Origin of the sequence: Pseudomonas sp. Irchel 3E20, assembly GCF_900187645.1 — a bacterium.
In the GTDB taxonomy this organism is placed as follows: Bacteria; Pseudomonadota; Gammaproteobacteria; order Pseudomonadales; family Pseudomonadaceae; genus Aquipseudomonas.
This window is the reverse complement of the sequence record NZ_FYEE01000011.1, coordinates 31,962-53,451: the sequence shown is the minus strand read 5'-3', so window position 1 is coordinate 53,451 and position 21,490 is coordinate 31,962. Positions and strand designations below refer to the sequence as shown.

General features: G+C 62.5%; 17 protein-coding genes and 1 pseudogene. 10 read left to right on the top strand and 8 right to left on the bottom strand.

Annotated features, from left to right (window positions below; genetic code table 11):
* The first annotated feature begins 28 nt into the window (after nucleotides 1–28).
* The 6 genes from atpG (at nucleotide 29) to glmS (ending at nucleotide 7,020) form a co-directional block, all read left to right on the top strand.
* Entirely contained in the window at nucleotides 29–889 is an 861-nt protein-coding gene (atpG, locus tag CKW13_RS18785; protein WP_095110149.1) for a F0F1 ATP synthase subunit gamma, read from the top strand.
* 27 nt (nucleotides 890–916) lie between these two features.
* Complete coding sequence (gene atpD, locus CKW13_RS18780; protein WP_095110147.1) at nucleotides 917–2,293, top strand: F0F1 ATP synthase subunit beta; 1,377 nt, start codon at nucleotides 917–919, stop codon at nucleotides 2,291–2,293.
* Nucleotides 2,294–2,337: 44 nt separating this feature from the next.
* Complete coding sequence (locus CKW13_RS18775) at nucleotides 2,338–2,763, top strand: F0F1 ATP synthase subunit epsilon (RefSeq protein ID WP_048381559.1); 426 nt, start codon at nucleotides 2,338–2,340, stop codon at nucleotides 2,761–2,763.
* A gap of 115 nt (nucleotides 2,764–2,878) precedes the next feature.
* Nucleotides 2,879–4,246, top strand: a complete 1,368-nt coding sequence (glmU, locus tag CKW13_RS18770; RefSeq protein ID WP_095110145.1) for a bifunctional UDP-N-acetylglucosamine diphosphorylase/glucosamine-1-phosphate N-acetyltransferase GlmU — start codon at nucleotides 2,879–2,881, stop codon at nucleotides 4,244–4,246.
* A 163-nt stretch (nucleotides 4,247–4,409) separates the two neighbouring features.
* Nucleotides 4,410–5,186, top strand: coding sequence for a DeoR/GlpR family DNA-binding transcription regulator (locus tag CKW13_RS18765; protein ID WP_095110142.1), 777 nt, complete (start codon nucleotides 4,410–4,412; stop codon nucleotides 5,184–5,186).
* A gap of 1 nt (nucleotide 5,187) precedes the next feature.
* The gene (gene glmS / locus CKW13_RS18760; RefSeq protein WP_095110140.1) at nucleotides 5,188–7,020 is read left to right on the top strand and encodes a glutamine--fructose-6-phosphate transaminase (isomerizing); all 1,833 of its coding nucleotides are present in this window, start codon (nucleotides 5,188–5,190) and stop codon (nucleotides 7,018–7,020) included.
* A 52-nt stretch (nucleotides 7,021–7,072) separates the two neighbouring features.
* On the opposite strand, the gene CKW13_RS18755 is transcribed toward glmS, so the two are convergent.
* The 8 genes from CKW13_RS18755 to CKW13_RS18720 are packed head-to-tail and all read right to left on the bottom strand — an operon-like array spanning nucleotide 7,073 to nucleotide 16,083.
* Complete coding sequence (locus tag CKW13_RS18755) at nucleotides 7,073–8,203, bottom strand: glycosyltransferase family 4 protein (RefSeq protein WP_095110138.1); 1,131 nt, start codon at nucleotides 8,201–8,203, stop codon at nucleotides 7,073–7,075.
* 1 nt (nucleotide 8,204) lies between these two features.
* Nucleotides 8,205–9,332 (bottom strand): glycosyltransferase family 1 protein, encoded by a 1,128-nt coding sequence (locus tag CKW13_RS18750; protein ID WP_095110137.1) that lies wholly within the window; start codon nucleotides 9,330–9,332, stop codon nucleotides 8,205–8,207.
* Entirely contained in the window at nucleotides 9,316–10,689 is a 1,374-nt protein-coding gene (locus CKW13_RS18745) for a glycosyltransferase family 1 protein (protein WP_095110135.1), read from the bottom strand. The genes CKW13_RS18750 and CKW13_RS18745 overlap by 17 nt, the downstream gene beginning before the upstream one ends.
* Nucleotides 10,686–11,957, bottom strand: coding sequence for an ABC transporter ATP-binding protein (locus CKW13_RS18740; RefSeq protein WP_095110133.1), 1,272 nt, complete (start codon nucleotides 11,955–11,957; stop codon nucleotides 10,686–10,688). Before CKW13_RS18740 ends, CKW13_RS18745 begins: the two co-directional genes overlap by 4 nt.
* Complete coding sequence (locus CKW13_RS18735) at nucleotides 11,957–12,754, bottom strand: ABC transporter permease (RefSeq protein ID WP_095110131.1); 798 nt, start codon at nucleotides 12,752–12,754, stop codon at nucleotides 11,957–11,959. The genes CKW13_RS18740 and CKW13_RS18735 overlap by 1 nt, the downstream gene beginning before the upstream one ends.
* The gene (locus CKW13_RS18730) at nucleotides 12,755–14,197 is read right to left on the bottom strand and encodes a mannose-1-phosphate guanylyltransferase/mannose-6-phosphate isomerase (protein WP_095110130.1); all 1,443 of its coding nucleotides are present in this window, start codon (nucleotides 14,195–14,197) and stop codon (nucleotides 12,755–12,757) included. It abuts the gene before it with no gap.
* Between the two features lie 3 nt (nucleotides 14,198–14,200).
* Nucleotides 14,201–15,172, bottom strand: coding sequence for a GDP-mannose 4,6-dehydratase (gene gmd, locus CKW13_RS18725; RefSeq protein WP_095110128.1), 972 nt, complete (start codon nucleotides 15,170–15,172; stop codon nucleotides 14,201–14,203).
* Nucleotides 15,169–16,083 (bottom strand): GDP-mannose 4,6-dehydratase, encoded by a 915-nt coding sequence (locus tag CKW13_RS18720; RefSeq protein ID WP_095110127.1) that lies wholly within the window; start codon nucleotides 16,081–16,083, stop codon nucleotides 15,169–15,171. Before CKW13_RS18720 ends, gmd begins: the two co-directional genes overlap by 4 nt.
* Nucleotides 16,084–16,512: 429 nt before the next feature.
* Here CKW13_RS18720 and CKW13_RS18715 point away from each other — a divergent pair, with 429 nt between their 5' ends.
* From CKW13_RS18715 to CKW13_RS18700, 4 genes and pseudogenes are all read left to right on the top strand, one after another.
* On the top strand, nucleotides 16,513–18,090 hold the full coding sequence (locus CKW13_RS18715) for a glycosyltransferase (protein ID WP_095110125.1): 1,578 nt from the start codon (nucleotides 16,513–16,515) through the stop codon (nucleotides 18,088–18,090).
* Nucleotides 18,090–19,355: pseudogene (locus CKW13_RS18710) on the top strand (glycosyltransferase); the annotation flags it as partial. The gene CKW13_RS18715 and the pseudogene CKW13_RS18710, both read left to right, overlap by 1 nt.
* A gap of 78 nt (nucleotides 19,356–19,433) precedes the next feature.
* Nucleotides 19,434–20,237, top strand: coding sequence for a class I SAM-dependent methyltransferase (locus CKW13_RS18705; RefSeq protein ID WP_095110361.1), 804 nt, complete (start codon nucleotides 19,434–19,436; stop codon nucleotides 20,235–20,237).
* A complete protein-coding gene (locus tag CKW13_RS18700; RefSeq protein ID WP_095110124.1) occupies nucleotides 20,234–21,400 on the top strand; it encodes an acyltransferase in 1,167 nt (388 codons plus the stop codon). The genes CKW13_RS18705 and CKW13_RS18700 overlap by 4 nt, the downstream gene beginning before the upstream one ends.
* Nucleotides 21,401–21,490 lie beyond the last annotated feature (90 nt).

The window sequence follows — 21,490 nt, the reverse complement described above, 5'->3', positions numbered from 1 at the left end:
TCCCGCTTGCTAACCTGATAGGTGTTACATGGCAGGCGCAAAAGAGATTCGCAGTAAGATTGCGAGCATCAAAAGCACGCAAAAAATTACCAGCGCCATGGAAAAAGTGGCGGTCAGCAAAATGCGCAAGGCACAAATGCGCATGGCTGCTAGCCGTCCTTATGCGGAGCGTATCCGCCAGGTAATTGGGCATCTGGCCAACGCCAACCCGGAATATCGCCACCCGTTCATGATTGATCGCGAAGTTAAGCGTGTCGGTTATGTCGTCGTGAGCAGTGACCGTGGTTTGTGTGGTGGTCTGAATACCAACCTGTTCAAGGCCCTGGTCAAGGACATGGCGGTAAACCGCGAAAACGGCGTCGAGATCGATCTGTGCGTGGTCGGTAGCAAGGGTGCGGCCTTTTTCCGTAACTTCGGCGGTAACGTCGTAGCAGCTATCAGCCATCTGGGTGAAGAACCGTCGATCAATGACTTGATCGGTAGCGTCAAGGTGATGCTGGATGCATACCTGGAAGGCCGGATTGACCGCCTGTCCGTGGTATCCAACAAGTTCATCAACACCATGACGCAACAGCCTACCGTGGAGCAGTTGATTCCATTGGTGGCGACCCCGGAAAAAGAACTCAAGCACCACTGGGACTACCTCTACGAACCAGACGCCAAAGAGCTGCTTGACGGCTTGATGGTGCGTTACGTGGAGTCGCAGGTGTACCAGGCGGTGGTCGAGAACAACGCAGCTGAACAAGCGGCGCGGATGATCGCAATGAAGAACGCTACCGACAACGCCGGTGATTTGATCAGCGATTTGCAGCTGATCTACAACAAGGCGCGTCAGGCTGCGATCACCCAAGAGATCTCGGAAATCGTCGGCGGCGCTGCCGCGGTTTAACGGTTCAAATATTCAGAGGATCCAGCTATGAGTAGCGGACGTATCGTTCAAATCATCGGCGCCGTTATCGACGTGGAATTTCCACGCGACAGCGTACCGAGCATCTACAACGCGCTGAAAGTTCAAGGCGCGGAAACCACTCTGGAAGTTCAGCAGCAGCTGGGCGACGGCGTGGTTCGTACCATTGCGATGGGTTCCACCGAAGGCTTGAAGCGCGGTCTGGACGTTGTCGACACTGGCGCTGCCATCTCCGTACCGGTCGGTAAAGCGACCCTGGGCCGGATCATGGACGTTCTGGGCAACCCGATCGACGAAGCCGGTCCGATTGCCACCGAAGAGCGCTGGGGCATTCACCGTCCTGCGCCATCCTTCGCTGAACAAGCGGGCGGCAACGACCTGCTGGAAACCGGCATCAAGGTTATCGACCTGGTTTGCCCGTTCGCCAAGGGCGGTAAAGTCGGTCTGTTCGGTGGTGCCGGTGTAGGCAAGACCGTGAACATGATGGAACTGATCCGTAACATCGCCATCGAGCACAGCGGTTATTCCGTGTTCGCCGGTGTGGGTGAGCGTACTCGTGAGGGTAACGACTTCTACCACGAGATGAAGGACTCCAACGTACTGGACAAAGTGGCACTGGTTTACGGTCAGATGAACGAGCCGCCGGGTAACCGTCTGCGCGTAGCACTGACCGGCCTGACCATGGCCGAGAAGTTCCGTGACGAAGGTAACGACGTTCTGCTGTTCGTCGACAACATCTACCGTTACACCCTGGCCGGTACTGAAGTATCCGCACTGCTGGGCCGTATGCCTTCGGCAGTAGGCTACCAGCCGACCCTGGCTGAAGAGATGGGCGTTCTGCAAGAACGTATCACTTCGACCAAGGAAGGCTCGATCACTTCGATCCAAGCGGTATACGTACCTGCGGATGACTTGACCGACCCGTCGCCTGCGACCACCTTCGCCCACTTGGACGCCACCGTCGTACTGTCCCGTGACATCGCTTCCCTGGGTATCTACCCAGCGGTCGATCCACTGGACTCGACTTCGCGCCAGTTGGACCCGAACGTGATCGGCCAGGACCACTACGACACCGCTCGCGGCGTCCAGTACGTTCTGCAGCGCTACAAAGAACTGAAGGACATCATTGCGATCCTGGGTATGGACGAACTGTCGGAAACCGACAAGCAGTTGGTATCCCGCGCTCGTAAGATCCAGCGCTTCTTGTCGCAGCCGTTCTTCGTGGCTGAAGTCTTCACCGGTGCTTCGGGTAAATATGTTTCCCTGAAGGACACCATTGCTGGCTTCAAAGGCATCCTCAACGGTGACTACGACCACCTGCCAGAACAAGCGTTCTACATGGTCGGCGGCATCGAAGAAGCGATCGAGAAAGCCAAGAAACTGTAATCCCGGCGCCCGGCAACGGGCGCTAATCAGGTTGAGGCAAGCAGATGGCTATGACAGTCCATTGCGATATCGTCAGCGCGGAAGGAGAAATCTTTTCCGGTCTGGTCGAGATGGTGATTGCGCACGGCAGCCTGGGTGATCTTGGTATCGCCCTGGGCCACGCTCCGCTAATCACTGAACTCAAACCAGGTCCGATCCGCCTGATTAAACAGGGTGGGGAAGCCGAGGTGTTTTACATCTCCGGCGGTTACCTCGAGGTTCAGCCGAACATGGTCAAGGTTCTTGCCGACACCGTGCAACGTGCTGCCGACCTGGATGAAGCCTCCGCTCAGGAAGCCGTCAAGGCTGCCGAGAAGGCCCTGAACGAAAAAGGCGCAGATTTCGACTACGGTTCTGCTGCTGCACGTCTGGCCGAGGCCGCAGCTCAGCTGCGTACCGTCCAGCAGATCCGCAAGAAGTTCGGCGGCTAAATCGTCAGGCTTGTTGTGTGATTGATTAAAAAGGGTAGCCTCGGCTACCCTTTTTTCTTTTCTGACTTTCACTATTTGGTCGCAGCCGCTGACCACCCAGGATTGGTAGCCAGTCATGTCTCTTGAAATCGTTATTCTCGCCGCCGGCCAGGGCACACGCATGCGTTCGGCATTGCCCAAGGTGCTGCACCCGATCGCGGGAAACTCCATGCTGGGGCATGTTATCCACAGCGCACGGCAACTCGATCCACAGCGCATTCATGTGGTGATCGGCCACGGCGCCGAGCAGGTTCGCGAGCGTTTGGCTGCCGATGACCTGAATTTCGTTCTCCAGGACAAACAATTGGGCACCGGCCACGCGACTGCCCAGGCTGTGCCGTTCATCACCTCCGACACCGTGCTGATCCTCTATGGCGACGTTCCGTTGATCGAGGCCGAGACCTTGCAACGCCTGCTAAAACACGTCGTACCGGGGCAAATCGGCCTGCTGACCGTCGAGTTGAGCGACCCTACCGGTTACGGGCGCATCGTGCGTGACGGCGAGGGCAAGGTCACCGCGATTGTCGAGCACAAAGATGCCACGCAGGCCCAGCGTGCTATTACCGAGGGAAACACCGGTATTCTCGCTGTGCCAGCCGCTCACCTGAGCGACTGGATGAGCCGCTTGTCGAACAACAACGTCCAGGGCGAGTACTACCTTACCGACGTGATCGAAATGGCGGTCAACGACGGCTTGCAGGTGGCCACCGAACAACCCCACGACGCGATGGAAGTCCAAGGCGCCAATGATCGCAAGCAATTGGCAGAGCTTGAGCGCCACTATCAATTGCGCCAAGCCCTTCGCCTGATGGCACAAGGCGTAACCCTGCGCGACCCGGCTCGCTTTGATGTGCGCGGCGAGGTAAGTGTCGGGCGCGATGTGCTGATTGATATCAACGTCATCCTCGAAGGCCGTGTGGTGATCGAAGATGACGTGGTCATCGGCCCTAACTGCGTTATCAAAGACAGCACCCTGCGCAAAGGTGTCGTCATCAAGGCCAACAGCCACCTTGATGGTGCGGTGATGGGCGAGGGTAGCGACGCCGGCCCGTTCGCCCGTTTGCGCCCCGGCACCGTGCTCGAAGCGCGGGCCCATGTGGGTAACTTTGTCGAGTTGAAGAATGCCTATTTGGGCGAGGGCGCCAAGGCCGGTCACCTGACCTACCTGGGCGACGCCCAGATCGGCGCGCGTACCAACGTCGGCGCAGGCACCATCACTTGCAACTACGACGGCGTAAACAAGTGGAAAACCGTTATCGGTGAAGACGTCTTCATCGGTTCCAACAACTCGTTGGTAGCACCCGTCACCCTCGGCGATGGCGCCAGCACGGCGGCCGGTTCCACCATCAACCAGAATGTGGATAAGTCTCAACTGGCGGTTGCCCGTTCCCGCCAGCGCAATATCGATGGCTGGAAACGCCCGGTCAAGATCAAGAAAGACTGAGTTATCCACAGCCCTAGTACGCAATACCACTAATGTGGGAGCAGAGGAGCTGCTCCTACGTTAGTTTCCGCCCCTCAGAAAACTTCCATCGCCCGCTTGACGATTCCGACTCGATAGGTTTTGATTGCCTTCGTTATCTTTCGAAACGAAACATATCAGCGCCATGTCGAAACGAAATACACCCCAGCGTCGTCACAACATCCTCGCCTTGCTCAATGAGCAAGGCGAAGTCAGTGTGGACGAATTAGCCAAGCGTTTCGAAACGTCCGAAGTGACGATCCGTAAGGATCTCGCCGCCCTTGAGAGCAATGGTCTGTTGCTGCGCCGCTATGGCGGTGCCATCACCCTGCCTTCGGAACTGGTCAGTGACCTGGCCCAACCCGTTTCTCCGATCAAGCAAGCCATCGCCCGGGCCGCCGTGACGCGGATCCGCGAGCATGCGCGGATCATCATCGACAGCGGCAGCACCACGGCGGCCATGATCCCCGAGCTGGGCCAGCAACCTGGCCTGGTGGTGATGACCAACTCCCTGCATGTGGCCAATGCCTTGAGCGAGCTCGAGCACGAGCCCGTGCTGTTGATGACCGGCGGTACTTGGGACCCTCATTCCGAGTCGTTCCAGGGCCAGGTGGCGGAGCAGGTTTTGCGCTCCTATGACTTCGATCAGTTGTTCATCGGCGCCGACGGCATCGACCTGGTGCGCGGCACTACCACCTTCAATGAATTGCTCGGCCTTAGCCGGGTAATGGCCGAGGTGGCCCGGGAAGTGATCGTGATGGTCGAGTCCGACAAGATCGGGCGCAAGATTCCTAACCTGGAACTGCCCTGGAGCAGCGTCCATACCCTTATTACTGATGATCGCCTGGCCCCCCAGGTTCGCGATCAGATTCAGGCCCGCGGCATCAACGTGATCTGCGCGGCTACCAGCCAGGAGAAATAACATGTGTGGAATTGTCGGCGCGGTCGCTGAACGAAACGTCACCGCCATTCTTGTCGAAGGCCTCAAGCGCCTGGAATACCGCGGCTATGACAGCGCCGGCGTGGCAGTCATCACCCAGGACGGCAGCCTCGAACGCGCCCGCCGCCCGGGCAAGGTCAGCGAACTGGAGCAAGCCCTGGCCGAAGCGCCGTTGGTTGGCCGCCTCGGCATCGCCCACACCCGTTGGGCAACCCACGGCGCACCGTGCGAACGCAATGCCCACCCGCATTTTTCCGGCGACCTGGCGGTGGTGCACAACGGCATCATCGAAAACCACGAAGCCCTGCGCGAGCAACTCAAGGCCCAGGGCTACGTGTTTACTTCGGACACCGACACCGAAGTCATCGCCCACCTGCTCAACCACAAGCTCAAGGACCTCGGCGACCTGACCGTCGCACTTAAAGCCACGGTCAAGGAACTCCATGGCGCGTATGGCCTGGCGGTTATCAGTGCACAGCAACCCGATCGCGTCGTGGCGGCCCGCAGCGGCAGCCCTCTGGTGATTGGCCTGGGCATGGGCGAGAACTTCCTCGCCTCCGACCAACTGGCCCTGCGCCAGGTCACTGACCGCTTCATGTACCTGGAAGAGGGCGACATCGCCGACATTCGCCGCGAAAGCGTGCAGATCTGGGACGTTAACGGTGTAGCGGTCGAGCGCGAGACGGTGCAGTACCGCGACGGTGCCGAAGCGGCCGACAAGGGCGAGTTCCGCCACTTCATGCTCAAGGAAATCCACGAGCAACCGGCTGTGGTGCAGCGCACCCTGGAAGGTCGCCTGAGCCAGAACCAGGTGCTGGTCCAGGCCTTTGGCCCGCAAGCGGCCGAGTTGTTCGCCAAGGTCCGCAATGTGCAGATCGTCGCGTGCGGCACTAGCTATCACGCGGGGATGGTCGCCCGTTATTGGCTCGAAGAACTGGCGGGTATCCCGTGCCAAGTCGAAGTCGCCAGCGAGTTCCGCTACCGCAAAGTGGTGGTGCAGCCCGACACCTTGTTCGTGACCATTTCCCAGTCGGGCGAAACCGCCGACACCTTGGCGGCGCTGCGTAACGCCAAGGAGCTGGGTTTTCTCGCCAGCCTGGCGATCTGCAACGTGGGCATCAGCTCATTGGTGCGCGAATCCGACCTGACGCTGCTGACTCAGGCCGGCCGCGAAATAGGCGTGGCCTCGACCAAAGCCTTCACCACTCAACTGGTGGGCCTGTTGCTGCTGACCCTGTCCTTGGGCCAGGTGCGCGGTACCTTGGCGGCGGGAGTGGAAGCCGAATTGGTGGAAGAATTGCGTCGCTTACCGGCACGCCTAGGCGAAGCCCTGGCCATGGACGCCACCGTGGAAAAAATTGCCGAGCTGTTCGCCGAGAAGAATCACACCCTGTTCCTGGGCCGTGGCGCGCAATTCCCGGTGGCCATGGAGGGGGCGCTCAAACTCAAGGAAATCTCCTATATCCACGCCGAAGCCTACCCGGCCGGTGAGCTCAAGCACGGCCCCTTGGCCCTTGTGGATAACGACATGCCGGTGGTTACCGTGGCGCCGAACAACGAGCTGCTGGAGAAGCTCAAGTCCAACTTGCAGGAAGTACGCGCCCGCGGCGGCCAACTGATCGTGTTCGCCGATGAACACGCCGGCATGAGCAACGGCGAAGGCACCCATGTGGTGAACATGCCGCACATCCACGACGTGCTGTCGCCGATCCTGTTCACCATCCCGCTGCAATTGCTCTCGTACTACGTGGCGGTGCTCAAGGGCACAGACGTTGACCAACCGCGCAACCTGGCGAAATCGGTCACTGTGGAGTGACTTATCCACAGGGCGGTGGCGGTGCAACGCCGATCACCGACCTGTGGTGCCGTCAGGCGTAAGACAACGCCTTTTCTGCCAGTAATTCTTCGTATAACGCCGTCCACTTGCGGCCCATGTCGTCAGCGGTAAATAGCTGGCGATAGCGGGCTTCGGCGCGTTGGCCCATTTCGGCGGCCAATTGCGGGTTTGTCCACAGGGTGCGCATCGCTTCGCGAAAGGCCTGTGGATGACTGGGCGGGACCACCAGGCCGGTTTCGCCGTCGATGTTGATGTAGCTGGTGCCGGTACCGATTTCGCTGGAAATCATTGGCTTGCCGTACATCGCCCCTTCCAGCAACGAAATGCCGAAGGCTTCGGAGCGCAGGTGCGAAGGGAACACGATGGCGTAGCTCAGTTGCAGCAGCGCTACTTTGTCTTCATCCCCCAGCCGCCCGAGGAAGTGCAGGTTGCGCAACCCCAGGGTTTTGGCCTGGGCGTGCAGCTCGGCTTCCAGTGGCCCGGCGCCGACGATCACCACCGGGTAGTCCACGTCCTTGAGGGCATCGAGCAGGATGTGCAGGCCTTTGTAGTAACGCATCACTCCGACAAAGAGGAAAAACCGCTCCCCCAGCAACTGCCGCCACCGCGCCAGGCGTTCGGGCTCGGGCTGTGGATAACCTGACTTATCCAAGCCATAGGGAATGACCCGGGTTTTGTCCCGGAAGTTTTGCAGCACCTCGCTGGTGTGCAGGTAGTTGGGCGAAGCGGTGACGATGCGGTCGGCGCTGGCCAGGAAGCGGTTCATCAGTGGCCGATACAGGCGCAGCAGATGACGCTGGCGCACGATGTCTGAGTGATAGGTCACCACGGTGGGTTTCTTCAGGCCGCTGGCAAAATGCACCAGGTCCATGAACGGCCACGGGAAGTGGTAATTGACCACGTCCGCTTCGGCAGCCATCTCGCGGAACTGCTTGAACACGCTGGTGGAGAACCCGGTAGAGGCCAGTTGCCAATCCAGGCGTGCGCGATGGACTTCGTGGTGGCCGATCTTTATCACCGCCGGGTGCGGGTCGGTGCTCAAGGTCAGCACCTGGCCTTGAATACCCTCGCGTGCGCCGCTTTCACAGAGTTGATAAATGACCTGTTCGATGCCGCCCACAGAGTCGGGCAAATAGGTTTTGAAAAAATGGAGTACGCGCATTTCAACCTCCTAAAGCCTGGCGATACGCGCGCGCGGTGATCTGCGCACAACGTTCCCAGGAAAAAAGCTTCGCCTGCTGCAACCCCGCTTCCCGGCAGTGTTGCCAGTAGGCGCAGTCGTCGATCAAGAGCCGCAGCGCATCGCGCAGGCTCTGCACATCATCGGGTTCGATATAGGTGCCGGCGTTGCCGGCGACTTCCGGCATGGCCGAACGTCGGGTCAGGATTACCGGTGTGCCGCTGGCCATGGCTTCCACCACCGGCAGGCCGAAGCCCTCGTACAGCGAGGGGAAAACCAGGGCGCGGGCGCCGGCCACCAGGTGCGCGACCTGTTCGTCGGGTAAGTAGCCCATCAGGCGCACATGGCCGCTGGCCAGGGCCTTTTGCAGCTCATGGGTGAGGTCGCGGTTCTTCCAGCCGGCCATGCCGACGATCAACAACGGAAACCGCTGGCGCAGGGCTTCAGGCAACAGGGTGTGGGCCCGCAGCGCCTGAACCAGATTTTTGCGCGGCTCCAAGGTGCCGACGCACAAAAAGTAGCCACCGGGCTCGACGCCCAAGCCTTGCAGCAGCGGTTCGAGCGCCTGAGCGCTGCGGGGGTGAAAGCGCGCCGCCACCCCCAGCGGCGCCACGATGAAGCGCTGCGCGGGCAAGCCAAAGTGGCGTTGCGCTTCGTGCGCGACAAACTGCGAGTCAGTGAGCACCAGCCGTGCTTGCTCCACGCCCCGGCCCAGGCGCCGCTCGATTTCCCGCAGGCGCGCCGCCGGTTGGGTCGCGGGGTAGTGCAGGTGGGTCAGGTCGTGCAGGGTGATGATGGTCGGGCCCTTGAATTCAAAAGGCCACAGGCTGGGTTCATGGTAGAGGTCGATGGGTTGCGGCTGGCGGTCGAAGCGCTGTTGCTCCAACCAGCGCCGCGCCTGGTACGCCCCTGGCAACCGACGCAGCAGCGGGCTGAGGCGCGAGTAACCGGGCAGCGCAGCAGCAGGCAGGTTTGGGCTCCAGCCCCAGCCATCGAACAGCGAAAGCGAAAACTGCGGGTCGGCACGCAGGGCGCTGGTCAGTTCGGCCACGTAGTGGCCGATACCCGTGCGCGGGGCCTGAAGAATGCGGGCGTTAAGGGCAATCTGCATGTTGCCTCTGCGGCGGCGCCGGGGCCTTTTCCAGATTGCGCTGAATGTGCTCGACGAACTGCGCACTGGCCTCGCGCCAGCCCAGCCACTGCCAGTCGCCCACGGCGCGGGGGGCGGGGAATTGGCCGCTGGTTTCCATTTGCGTGACGAGGTCGGCCAGGCTTTGCGGTTGGGCGAGGTCGAAATAGGCCATGAAATCGCCACCAATCTCGCGGAACACCGGGATGTCGCTGCCCATGGCCGGTAGGCCGCGTTGCATGGCTTCCACCAACGGCAGGCCGAAGCCTTCGACGTGGGAGGGGAACACCAGCGCCGTGGCATGGGAGTAGGCGTGTTCCAGGCTGGTGTCCGAGAGGTCGTTGAACATGAACAAACGACGGTTGAGTTGAGGGTGACGGCGCACCCGTTCCAGCAGCGCGTCGCATTTCCAGCCGACGCGCCCGGCGATGCACAGGCGTGCATTGGAGCCCTGGGCCCAGGCGCGGTCGAAGGCGTCGAGCAGGTAATCGTGGTTTTTGCGTGGCTCGATGGTGCTGACCATCAGGAACACCGGCGCCGGGTCGGTGAACAGCGCCAGCAAGCGCGGCTCGACGGTGCTGCCGTCGCCACTGAGGTCCAGTTCAGAGCCTAGGTGGAAGTAGTCGAACCAACGCTGCGCGGCCTGTTCCGGGCCCAGGCGCGTGGCCAGTTCTGCGCGCAATTGGTCACGCACGGTTTTGGAGATGGCGATGTAGCCGTCGGCGGTGCGGGTGATCCAGTCGAACCAGTGGTTGAACATGTTCACCAGCCCTGCGTCGTAGAACTGCGGGTGGGTGACGGGGATCAGGTCGTAGATCACCGAGACGATCCCCACGCCGTCGCGCTTGAGCTGTTCGGCCAGGGGGAAGAAGTCCGCGTGCCAGGAGGAATCGAGCAACACCAGTTGATCCCCCGGCCGGTGCGGCAAGGGCACGCAGCGCTTGGGCAGTTCGTGGGCGTGGATCCTGCGGATCAGGCGCAGCGGCGCGCCGAAGCAGGCCATCGAGCTGAGCCGATACGCCACATAGGCGGCGCGCTTGACCCAACGCGATTGCCCGGCCAGGCGCCGCTCGGCGGCTCGATACAGCTGCTGGAAGCGCTGCGCGCCATGCTCCAGGCGCACGCCCAACCCGGTCAGGCCATCGAGGTAGCGGGCGTTGAGTGGCGTCAAGCTGAGCACGCGGTACAACTTGCCGTTGAACATCGCCACGGGGATGTACTCCGCCGCGTCGGTGCTGGCCGGCAGTTGCCGGATGACGTTGCGCACCACGCGTTGGATGCCCGAGTTGACCTTGGGGTGCTCGAACACGTAGGTACATTCGATCAACAGGCGCGTCATGGCGTGGCCTGCGAGGTAATCGATGCGTTGGGCTGGCCGTCGCCTCGCTGGATGCTGGCCTGGGCATCGAGCCAGGAGCAGCCGACGAAGTCTTCGCGACGGTTGTTGATAACGTGGAACACCAAGCCGTAGTCGCGCCACTCGAAGTTGCGGTCCAGGTGCGAGTCCAGGCGCGACAGGCTCAGGCTCACGGAGTAGTTGCCGGTGCCCAGGCGCATATCGAAGGCGAAGCGGTAGGTGATTTTTTCGCCCGCCGCCAGGTCGGTCAGCGGCTGGTCGAGGCGATGGGTGTTGATGCCATACATGGCCTGGCCGAGGCGGTCCTTAATCATGAAGCCCAGGACCATGCGCTCGATGTCTTGGCGTACTTCGACCTCCACTTGCAGCACCACAGGCTGGCCGACTTCGGTGACTTCCACCGCGCGACCATCCGCATTGAGCAGGCGCACATTGAGGATGCCCGCTTCGCCGGTGCCGGAGATGGTGCGCACCTCGCCGGTGTCCAGGGCTTCCTGCTTGACGATCTGGCCTTCGCGCTCGGCCATCATGGCGTGGTAGTAGTCCAGCACTTCCAACGGGTGGCTGTGCAGCACCATGTGCCCGTCCTTGAGCAGGATCGCGCTGTCGCAGATCGACTGGATCGCCGCACGGTCGTGGGACACGATCAGCAGCGTGGAGCCGGCCTGGCGGTACTGGCGGATGCGCTCGAAGCTCTTGTGCTGGAAGTAGGCATCGCCCACCGACAGGGCTTCGTCGACGATCAGGATGTCCGGGCGCCGGGCCGTGGCCACGCTGAAGGCCAGGCGCATCTGCATGCCGCTGGAGTAGGTGCGCACCGGTTGGTCGATGGCCTCGCCGATCTCGGCAAAGCTTTCGATGCCGGGCATCAGGGTTTCGATTTCTTCGACCTGCATGCCCAGTAACTGGCCCGCCATAAAGGCATTCTGCCGGCCGGTGAAATCGGGGTGGAAACCCATGCCCAGCTCCAGCAGGGCCGCGACCCGGCCCTTGACCTCGATCTTGCCGCAGGTGGGTTGGGTGGTGCCGGTAATCATCTTGAGCAGGGTGCTTTTGCCGGCGCCGTTGGCGCCGACGATGCCCACGGCTTGGCCCCGGGCGATCTCGAAATCGACGCCCTGCATGATCCAGTGCTGGCGATGACGCTGGGCGCTGAAGGGCACGATCCACTCCAGCAAACGGCTCCAGCGGTTGGGGTATTGCTTATAGGCCTTGCCCAGGCCGGTTACGCGAATCGCGACGTCTGCCATCAGAGTTCATCCACCATTTCGCCCACCCGTTGGCGGAACAGGCGCATGCCTATCACGCAGAACAACACACCGATCACCAGGGTCGGCAGCAGCGAATTCCACACCGGCCACTGGCCGTAGACGAACAGGTTCTGGTAGCTGTTCATCAGCGCGGTCAGGGGGTTGAGGGCCAGCAGGCGCTGGATAGACTCCGGCAGGATCGCCAGCGGGTACACGATGGGGGTGAACCAGAACCAGAATTGCAGGCAAATGCCGAACAGTTGCCCGACATCGCGAAAGAACACGTTCAGCACCCCCAGGATCATCCCCAGCCCCGCGGCGAACATCACTTGCAGCGCCAGCAGCGGGATCAGCGCCAGCAACGGCAGGCCGGGCCAGCGCCCGGTTATCAGCAGGAAACCCAGGAACAGGCCCAGGATGATGGCGAAGTTGACCGCCGCGTTGCACAGCACGATTACCGGCAGGCAGATGCGCGGGAAGCTGATCTTCTTCAGCAGGTTGGCGTTTTCCAGGAACATGTTCTGGCTGCGCTGGGTGATTTCGCCGAACAGGCCCCAGGTCAGCAACCCCGCGCACAGGTAGATGCTGTAGGCCATGGTGTCGTCCACGCCGGGCAGGCGCGCGCGCATGACCTGAGAGAAGATCACCGTGTAGACGACGATCATCGACAGCGGGTTGAGCACCGTCCACAGCGCGCCGAACAGCGAGTTGCGATAGCGCGACTGGAACTCGCGCTTGACGCTGCCGAGGATGAAATCGCGGTAGCTCCACAGCGAGCGGTAAAGGTTAAGCAGCATTCAGTCCGTCCTGCCGTATTGATCTTCAAAACGCACAATGTCGTCTTCGCCCAGGTACTCACCGCTTTGCACCTCGATGATGACCAGGTCGATCACCCCCGGGTTGGCGAGGCGGTGCTTGTGGCCGGCGGCGATGAAGGTGGACTCGTTGCTGTTGACCAGGTGGGCGCCGTCGCCGTTGTTGGTGACCTTGGCCGTGCCCTTGACCACCACCCAGTGTTCGTTGCGGTGATGGTGCATTTGCAGGGACAGCGACGCGCCGGGCTTGACCACGATGCGCTTGATCTTGAAGCCCGGGCCTTCCTCCAGCACGGTGTAGCTGCCCCACGGGCGGCTAACGGTGCGGTGCAGGCGATAGGTTTCGTGGTTCTGCGCCTTGAGCTGCTTGGCCACGCGGCGCACATCCTGCGCGCGGTCGGCGTGGGCGACGAGTATGGCGTCGGGCGTATCGACGACGATCAAGTTATCCACACCCACCGCGGCCACCACCCGGCCTTCGCTTTGCACGAAGTTGCCATGGCTGTCGATGAACAGCGCCTCGCTGGTGCTGCGGTTGTTCTGTGCATCGGCCGGCACCAGGGCGCTGACCGCGTTCCAGGAGCCGATATCGCTCCAGTCGAATGCGGCGGGCACCACGGCGACTTTGTCCGACAGCTCCATCAAGGCGTAGTCGATGGAAATGTCCGGCATCTGGGCGAATTCGTCTGTGGATAACTCTTGCTGCAGGCAGCCACCCGCGTCCACCGGGGCGCTTGCTGCCAGGCAGACGCGGCCCTGCTCCAGCAGCGTGGGGGCGTGGGTGTGCAGTTCGTCGAGCAGGGTCGCGACGCTGAAGCAGAACATCCCGGAGTTCCACAAAAAGTCGCCGCTTTCCAGGTAATCGCGGGCGGTGGCCAGGTCGGGTTTTTCTACGAAACGCTGCACTTTCGTGGCGCCCTGGGCGTCCAGGCTGGTGCCGGCCTGGATGTAGCCAAAACCGGTTTCCGGGGCCGTGGGCACCACGCCGAAGGTCACCAGGTGCCCGGCCCGGGCCAATTGGGTGGCGTGTTCCACGGCTTGGGCGAAGGCGTGCTCGTTCTGGATCAAATGGTCGGCGGGCATGACCACCATGATTGCGTCGTCGCCATGCAGCGCCTGGATCGCCAGCGCCGCCGCTGCGATGGCCGGCGCGGTATTGCGCCCGGCCGGTTCCAGCAGGAAGTGGCCGCGATGGCGCTCCAGCTTGGCCGCTTGGTAGTGGTCCTTGCTCTGGAAGTAGTAGTCGCGGTTGGTCACGGTGACGATATGGCCACTGCCGGTCAGCAGCTTGGCGGCGCGGCGGTAGGTTTTGCCCAGCAGGGTCTGGCCGTCGGGCAGCACCATGAACGGCTTGGGGTGGCCCTCGCGGGAAACCGGCCACAAACGGGTTCCGGCGCCGCCGGAAAGAATCACGGGAATCAGCATGCCTTACTCCTTGGCGACGCGTTTCATGTCTGCATCCATCATCATGCAGATCAGGGTCTGAAGATCGGTCTTGGGCTTCCAGCCCAGTATCCGCTGGGCCTTGGCCGGGTTACCCAGCAGCACATCCACCTCGGCTGGGCGAAACAGCGCCGGGTCGACCTTGACGTAATCGCGGTAATTGAGGCCCACGTGATCGAACGCCAGTTGGCACATGTCGCGCACCGTGGTGGTGACGCCCGTGGCCACGACGAAGTCGTCGGGTTGCTCCTGTTGCAGCATCAGCCACATGGCCTCGACGTAGTCGCCGGCAAAGCCCCAGTCGCGGCGCGCATCGATGTTGCCCAGGCGCAACGCCTGCTGCTTGCCTTGCTTGATCCGCGCGGCGGCGTCGGTGACTTTGCGGGTGACGAACTCGATGCCGCGCAGGGGCGATTCGTGGTTGAACAGAATCCCGCTGCTGGCGTGCAGCTTGAAGCTCTCGCGGTAGTTCACGGTGATCCAGTGGCCATACAGCTTGGCCACGCCGTAAGGGCTGCGCGGGTAGAACGGTGTGCTTTCGTCCTGATGCTCGGCCTGGATCAGGCCAAACATCTCGCTGGTGGAAGCCTGGTAGAAACGGCTGTGGGGGCTGAACTGGCGGATCGCTTCCAGCAAGTGGGTCACGCCCAGGCCATCGACGATGCCGGTGGTCACGGGTTGGTCCCAGGACGCGGCGACGAAACTCTGCGCCGCCAGGTTGTAGACCTCATCGGGCGCGGCCTTGATGACGGCACGCTGCACGGAGCAGGCGTCGGCCATGTCGCCGTCCAGGTAGATGATCTGCTCCTCGACGCCCATTTCCCGCAGGCGCCAGCGTGAGTCGCTGCTGCGACGGGCGACAAAACCGTGGACCTTATATCCCTTGTCGAGCAGAAGCTTGGCCAGATAGGCCCCGTCTTGCCCGGTAATCCCTGTTATCAGTGCACTTTTTGTCATTCTTGTCGTACCCGTGACTCCCAGTCGGACAGGATCGCCCGCAGGGATTGTTGTGTAGTAGTGAGCGGCGTCCAGTCCGTGGCCTGTTGCAGCCTGGCAGGGTTGCCACAGACGCGACGTTGTTCTGCGCGGCGCAGGCGCGCAGGGTCTTGGACCAGTTCGATCTCGACGTCGGCGAGGGCGGCGAGTTGTTCGATCAAGCCCCTGATGCTCTGCTCGCGGCCGGAGCAGACATTGTAGATATGCCCCGGGGCGGCGCTTTGCAGCATCGCCAGGTAGGCCGATACCACGTCGCTGACATCGAGAAAGTCGCGGGTGACATCGATATCGCCCACTTCCAGGCGTGGGGCCTGCAAGCCCTGCTGGATTCGCGCGATCTGGCGGGCCGCACTGGCGACCACGAAACTGTCGCTCTGGCCGCTGCCGATATGGTTGAACGGGCGCGCCACCAGCATTGGCCAGCCTTCGCTGATGCCCCATTGCAGGCAGAGGAACTCGGCGGCCACTTTGCTCACCGCGTAGGGGTTGCGCGGGCAGGGCGGCTGCTGTTCGTCGATGGGCAGGGCGGTTTCGCTGACCTGGCCGTAGACATCGCCCGAACTGACGTACAGGAAGGTGCCGGTAAAGCCTCGGGCCTTGAGGGCTTGTAGCAGGTTCAGGGTGCCGAGCAGGTTGACCTTGAGGGTCGCGGCCGGGTCACGAAAGGCCTCGGGCACGAAGGTCTGGCCGGCCAGGTGAATGACGGCGTCCGGCATGTGCGGCCACAGGTTTTCCAGGGTCCTTTCGTCGGAAATATCATAGTCAGAAGGGGCGGGTAAAAGATCCCACACTGAATCAGGACGAATCAGACGAGATTGGATGTGACGTCCTACGAATCCGCTAAGACCCGTAACGAACAGACGCTTTTTCAAACGGCAACCCCCTCCATTAGCAAACTTCGACCTTACCCAGTCTTTGCTGGGAAAAACCGCGAAATTCTGAGGTTTTGCCCAGAAAATACGGCAGGTGAGGTTATTGTTGTATTTGTTTTCCCGTCAATCTGTGCCAATTGGCCAGCAATTTCAACAAGTCCCTTTGTGACCGTCGGGTTCTCCCCAGAGTCGTTCGCTAAATGCCCCGTGGCGGTTCGCGTACCCCGAACGGATGTGTTTAGAATGCGCCTCATCGCCATTATCCAGTGATCGGCGTGGCTGCCCTCCGGCAACGGAAAGCTGACCAATAAAACAAGAACGTAGACGGGTAGAAAAACTTCGGACCGGGCATTGAAGCATCAGGGCCGGCTCGTGGGTTCTACCCTCATTGAGTGAAACCGCCGGATCGCGGTTTCATCGTGGGATGCCATGAATTTCATTCTTTTCTCGCACACACAGATCGGCGCCATCCCATCGGTTGCCGGCCACACGCAATACCCTTACGACCTCGTCCTCAAGGCTTGCCAACCTGTGCTCGAACGCCTGGGGCGGGTGCATGTGGTGCAGTCGACGGCCGAGGTCGATCCGCTGTACCGGCAGTTGCAGGAGCAAGGCCAGGATGGCCTGTTCCTGTCCTTCGCCCCCGTGCACGAAACCGCCGCCGACCTGCGTTGCCCGACGCTGTGCGTCGTCGCCTGGGAGTTCGATTCGATCCCTGACGAGCCATGGGACGACGACCCCGCCCACGACTGGCGGCAGCTCCTGGGCCGTCATGGCCGTGCCATCACTCTGTCGGAACACACCGCCGGCACCGTGCGCAAGGCCATGGGCGAGGACTTCCCGATCCTGGTGCTGCCCGCCATGCAGTGGCCACAACTGGCCGATCAACCGTTGCCCGCACCGGTCAAAACCGATTCGCCGATCCAGGTCAAAGGTTGCCTGTTGGACACCCGTACGCTGGGGCTGTCGGTCGATTCCCTGTTGCCCGAGTTGCCGGTGGAGATTACCGCCCAAGAGCAGGCGCGCCTGGATGCCTTGCTGCCGCCGCCGCTGACCCCGCGCCGGCGCGTGGTCATTGCCCGCCATTACCTGCGCCTATGGCTGTTGCACCGCTTGGGCCGCGAGGTGGCGCCGAGCCCCAGCGACGACCGCCGTTACCTGGGCCACTGGTACTGGGAAGGCGTGCGCGACCTGCTGCCCGATACCCTGCACCAGGCCTTGGCAAAACACCTGCCCAGCGTCGCCGCACCGCTGCCGGTGCCTGAGCCGCAAGTGCCGGTGCTGGATTTGCCCGACACCCAGCACTGGGTGCAAACCGACGTCAGCGGCGTGGTCTACGTCAGCACGTTCAACCCGCAGGAAGGCCAGAACAACTGGCCGCAACTTATCAGTGCGTTTTGCTGGGCTTTTCGCGATACGGCGGATGCAACGCTGATCCTGCGTATCGAAGGCTGCCCGCTGGCGGCGTGCTACACGCCGCTGCTCACCGTGCTGACGCAGCTGTCGCCGTTTTCCTGCCGGGTCGTGGTCATGTACGGCGAGCTGGACGCGGCGCAACAGGCCCAGCTTCAAAACGCCGCCAGTTTCTACGTGAACGCCTCACGCGCCGAGGCGGTGTGCCTACCGTTGATGGCGTTTATGGCTGGCGGCGTGCCGGCCATTGCGCCGGCCCACAGCGCTTTGGGCGATTACATCGACGACAGCGTGGCCTTTGTGGTGCCCTCGAGCGAAGAGCCGGCGTTGTGGCCCCACGACACCCGCCAGCTCAACCGCACACGCCGCCACCGCCCGGATTGGGGCGCACTGAAAAACGCCTTCCAGGCCAGCTATCGCCTGGCCCGTACCCAGCCTGATGCCTACGCGCAAATGGCCGCCGCCGCCCAGGCGCGGATGCAGGCGTACTGCGCGGTGACGGTGTTGCAGCAGCGCGCGGCGATCTTCTTCAACCTGCCCCTGGCGGACGAACCGGCGACGGCTGCGGCCCGCCACGCGGCGGAGCAAGCCTGATGCTGATCCTCATTTATTCGGAAACCAACCAACGCACCATCGCCCAGAACCTGGGGCGTTCGGAATACAGCTACTACTTCGTGCTCAAGGAGTACCGCCCGGTGCTCGAACGCTTGGGCACAGTGGTGGAAGTCACCGACCCGGACGAAGAAGTCGACCGCCTCTACGCCGAGTGCCAGGCCCGGGGCGAGGACTGCGTGTTCCTGTCGTTTTCGCCGCCGCACCGCACCATGACCCACTACGCGTGCCCGACCCTGCCGGTGTTCGCCTGGGAATTCAGCACCATTCCCAACGAGAGCTGGTACGCCGCCCCGCGCAATGACTGGCGCATCGTGCTGCGCTCCACCGGCGCGGCGATCACCCACTCCACCTACACGGTCAAGGCTGTGCGCGACGCCATGGGCGCCGACTACCCGATCTGCGCGATCCCGGCGCCGGTCTGGGACCGTTTCGCCGCCCGTGGCCGGCAACTCGTCTGCCAGCCCCAGGCCCGCCAGGTGCGCCTGACCCTCAAGGGCCTGCTGGTGGACAGCCGCCAGCTCGACCTGCAAGCCTTCGCCCCGGCCGCGATTCGCAGCGGCCCCGGCATCGACTTCACGGCACCTGCGCAAACGCGCGAGTTGGTGCTGGATGGCGTGGTCTACACCTCGGTGTTCAACCCCTGCGACGGGCGCAAAAACTGGGAAGACATGCTCAGCGCCTTCTGCACCAGTTTTCGAGACGTGGAAGACGCCACCCTGGTGCTCAAGCTCACCCACCACGACGCCGAGCAGGCGCTGACCGGCATCCTCCATCACCTCTACCGGAACCAGCCGTACCGCTGCCGCATCGTGCTGATCTACGGCTACCTCGCCGACGCGGACTACGAGCGCCTGGTACAAGCCACCAGCTACGTGGTGAACACCTCCTACGGCGAAGGCCAGTGCCTGCCGCTGATGGAGTTCATGTCGTGCGGTAAACCGGCCGTGGCGCCGCGTAACACGGCGATGATCGACTACATCGACCCCGACAACGCTTTCATCATCGACTCCACCGAAGAACTCACCGCGTGGCCCCACGACCCCCGCTCGGCCTATCGCACCTTGCGCTACACCGCCAATTGGGAGTCGATCTGCCGGGCGTTTCGTGCCAGCTACCAAGTGGCCACGGGCGACGGCGAACGCTATGGGCAGATGTCCGAGCACGCGGTGCGTAGCCTCGAACATTTTTGTAGCCAGGCCACCGCCGCCGAACGGCTGGAGCCGTTCTTCGCCCAGTTGCTGGATCGCCACAAGACCCACGGCCACCCGCCTGACCTGGTCGCCGCCGAGCGCCTGCGCCTTGCCAGCGGCGGGCCGATCGTCATGGACGACCCTTCGCCGCGTGACGTGGGCCTGCAAGACGCGGTGCTCGACGGCTGGTATCAGAACGACACAGGCGAGTTGCTCAAGGGCTTTGCCATCACCCCGGACGACACCCTGCTCGACGTCGGTTGTGGGGAGGGCGGCTCGGTGCTGTTCGCGGTGCGCCAGGGCGCGTCGGTGATTTTCACCGACAGCGAATTCGACAAGGTCCATGAGCTGGCGCAACGGGTGGCCAGCGAAGCCCGGGCGCCGTGCCTGGGCCTGGTCAGCAACAGCTTGCCGTTGCCCCTGAGCGACGGCTGCGCGAGCAAAGTGGTGTGCACCGAGGTGCTGGAGCATGTCGACGAGCCAGAAGCCTTTATGGCCGAACTGGTGCGCATGGGCCGCCCGGGTGCGCAGTTTTTAATCAGCGTCCCGGACCCGGTGGGCGAGCACCTGCAAAAAGGCATCGCGCCGCCGGGCTATTACCAGTCGCCGAACCATATCCAGATCTTCTCCCGCGAGCGCTTTGCGGCGTTGATCGAAGATGCCGGGTTGGTGATCGAACATCGCCAATCCTGCGGGTTCTTCTGGGTCATGGGGATGATCTTCTTCTGGGCCAGCGAACGGGCCGCCGGCAAGGACTTGAGCGGCGCGGTGCGCGACCGCATCCACGCGCCCTACCCGCCGCTGATGGAAGGCTGGGCGCAGGCCTGGCAGGGTTTGCTCGACCAGCCCAACGGCTTGGCGGTCAAGCAGTTGCTCGATGACTTCATGCCCAAGAGCCAGGTCATCATTGCCCGCAAGCCCGAGGCCGCGTCATGAGCCTCAAGCGGATCATGGACATCGAGGTGCTGCGAGGCATCGCGGTGCTGGGCGTGGTGCTGCACCACATGCGCGACAACCTGTTCCTCGGTACCGCGTCCTGGCTCGAAGCCCTCGATCCGCGCGCGCAATTCTGGTGGGGCGTGGACCTGTTTTTCGCCATCTCCGGGTTCGTCATCGCCCGCAGCCTGATCCCCACCTTGCAGGGCTGCACCACGCGCCAGGCGTTCTGGCAGCAGGCGCGCAGCTTCTGGATTCGCCGGGTGTTCCGCCTGCTGCCGGCGGCGTGGCTGTGGCTGGCGGTTATCTTGCTGGCGGCGCTGCTGTTCAACCGCTCCGGCGCATTCGGCTCGCTGCATGCCAACGTGCAGGCGACCCTGGCGGGGCTGCTGCACTACGCGAACTTCCGTTTTGCCGATGCGCTGTTCAATTACGAGTACGGCGCCAGTTTCGTCTACTGGAGCCTGGCGCTGGAGGAACAGTTCTACCTGCTGTTCCCGCTGCTGATCCTGCTGTTTCGCCAGCGCCTGGCCTGGGCCTTGGCGGTTTTGGTGCTAGCGCAATTGTTCATCGAACGGGGCTCACTGCTGATGGCCGTGCGCACCGATGCCTTGGCGTTGGGCGTGCTGCTGGCGATCTGGAGCGCCAAGCCGAGTTACCAACGCCTGGAGCCTACCTTCCTGCGCCGCGGTTGGCTGGGGCTGGCGCTGCTGGTGCTGGCCAGCGGCGTGCTGGGCCTGTTGGCGGCCAAGCGCTTGCTGCCGGAATACCGGATTGGCGCGATTGCAGTGATCTGTGGGGTGCTGGTGTGGGTGGCGTCCTACAACCGCGACTACCTGTTCCCACGGGGCAAACTCAAAGACCTGCTGACCTGGGTCGGCAGCCGCTCCTATGGCATCTACCTGATCCACGTGCCGGTGTACTTCTTCCTGCGCGAAGTATGCTTTCGCCTGCAAGAGGCGGGCGGGCCCAACCCTTACGCCTACCCGTGGCTGCTGCTGGGCCTGGCGCTGGGGTTGATCGTGGTGCTCAGCGAACTGAGCTACCGCCTCGTCGAACTGCCCATGCGCAACCGTGGCTCGCGGTTGGTCAAACGCCTCGAAAGCCGCCGCCAGGGCGAAGAAAACGCCGCCGCCATTGCTCGCCAGCCTATGCCTGAGTAGGCTGGCGGGCCTCGCCAGCAGTTGTGGGAGCGAGCCTGCTCGCGATGGCCCCGGTGCATTGATGCTGATGTGACTGGAGCATCGCTGTCG

Coding starts and splice junctions, on each gene's coding strand:
- glmS (WP_095110140.1), top strand. CDS start 5,188: ATGTGTGGAATTGTCGGCGCGGTCGCTGAACGAAACGTCACCGCCATT.
- CKW13_RS18730 (WP_095110130.1), bottom strand. CDS start 14,197: ATGCTGATTCCCGTGATTCTTTCCGGCGGCGCCGGAACCCGTTTGTGG.
- atpD (WP_095110147.1), top strand. CDS start 917: ATGAGTAGCGGACGTATCGTTCAAATCATCGGCGCCGTTATCGACGTG.
- CKW13_RS18765 (WP_095110142.1), top strand. CDS start 4,410: ATGTCGAAACGAAATACACCCCAGCGTCGTCACAACATCCTCGCCTTG.
- CKW13_RS18740 (WP_095110133.1), bottom strand. CDS start 11,957: ATGGCAGACGTCGCGATTCGCGTAACCGGCCTGGGCAAGGCCTATAAG.
- gmd (WP_095110128.1), bottom strand. CDS start 15,172: ATGACAAAAAGTGCACTGATAACAGGGATTACCGGGCAAGACGGGGCC.
- CKW13_RS18705 (WP_095110361.1), top strand. CDS start 19,434: ATGGACGACCCTTCGCCGCGTGACGTGGGCCTGCAAGACGCGGTGCTC.
- atpG (WP_095110149.1), top strand. CDS start 29: ATGGCAGGCGCAAAAGAGATTCGCAGTAAGATTGCGAGCATCAAAAGC.
- glmU (WP_095110145.1), top strand. CDS start 2,879: ATGTCTCTTGAAATCGTTATTCTCGCCGCCGGCCAGGGCACACGCATG.
- CKW13_RS18755 (WP_095110138.1), bottom strand. CDS start 8,203: ATGCGCGTACTCCATTTTTTCAAAACCTATTTGCCCGACTCTGTGGGC.
- CKW13_RS18735 (WP_095110131.1), bottom strand. CDS start 12,754: ATGCTGCTTAACCTTTACCGCTCGCTGTGGAGCTACCGCGATTTCATC.
- CKW13_RS18745 (WP_095110135.1), bottom strand. CDS start 10,689: ATGACGCGCCTGTTGATCGAATGTACCTACGTGTTCGAGCACCCCAAG.
- CKW13_RS18750 (WP_095110137.1), bottom strand. CDS start 9,332: ATGCAGATTGCCCTTAACGCCCGCATTCTTCAGGCCCCGCGCACGGGT.
- CKW13_RS18700 (WP_095110124.1), top strand. CDS start 20,234: ATGAGCCTCAAGCGGATCATGGACATCGAGGTGCTGCGAGGCATCGCG.
- CKW13_RS18775 (WP_048381559.1), top strand. CDS start 2,338: ATGGCTATGACAGTCCATTGCGATATCGTCAGCGCGGAAGGAGAAATC.
- CKW13_RS18715 (WP_095110125.1), top strand. CDS start 16,513: ATGAATTTCATTCTTTTCTCGCACACACAGATCGGCGCCATCCCATCG.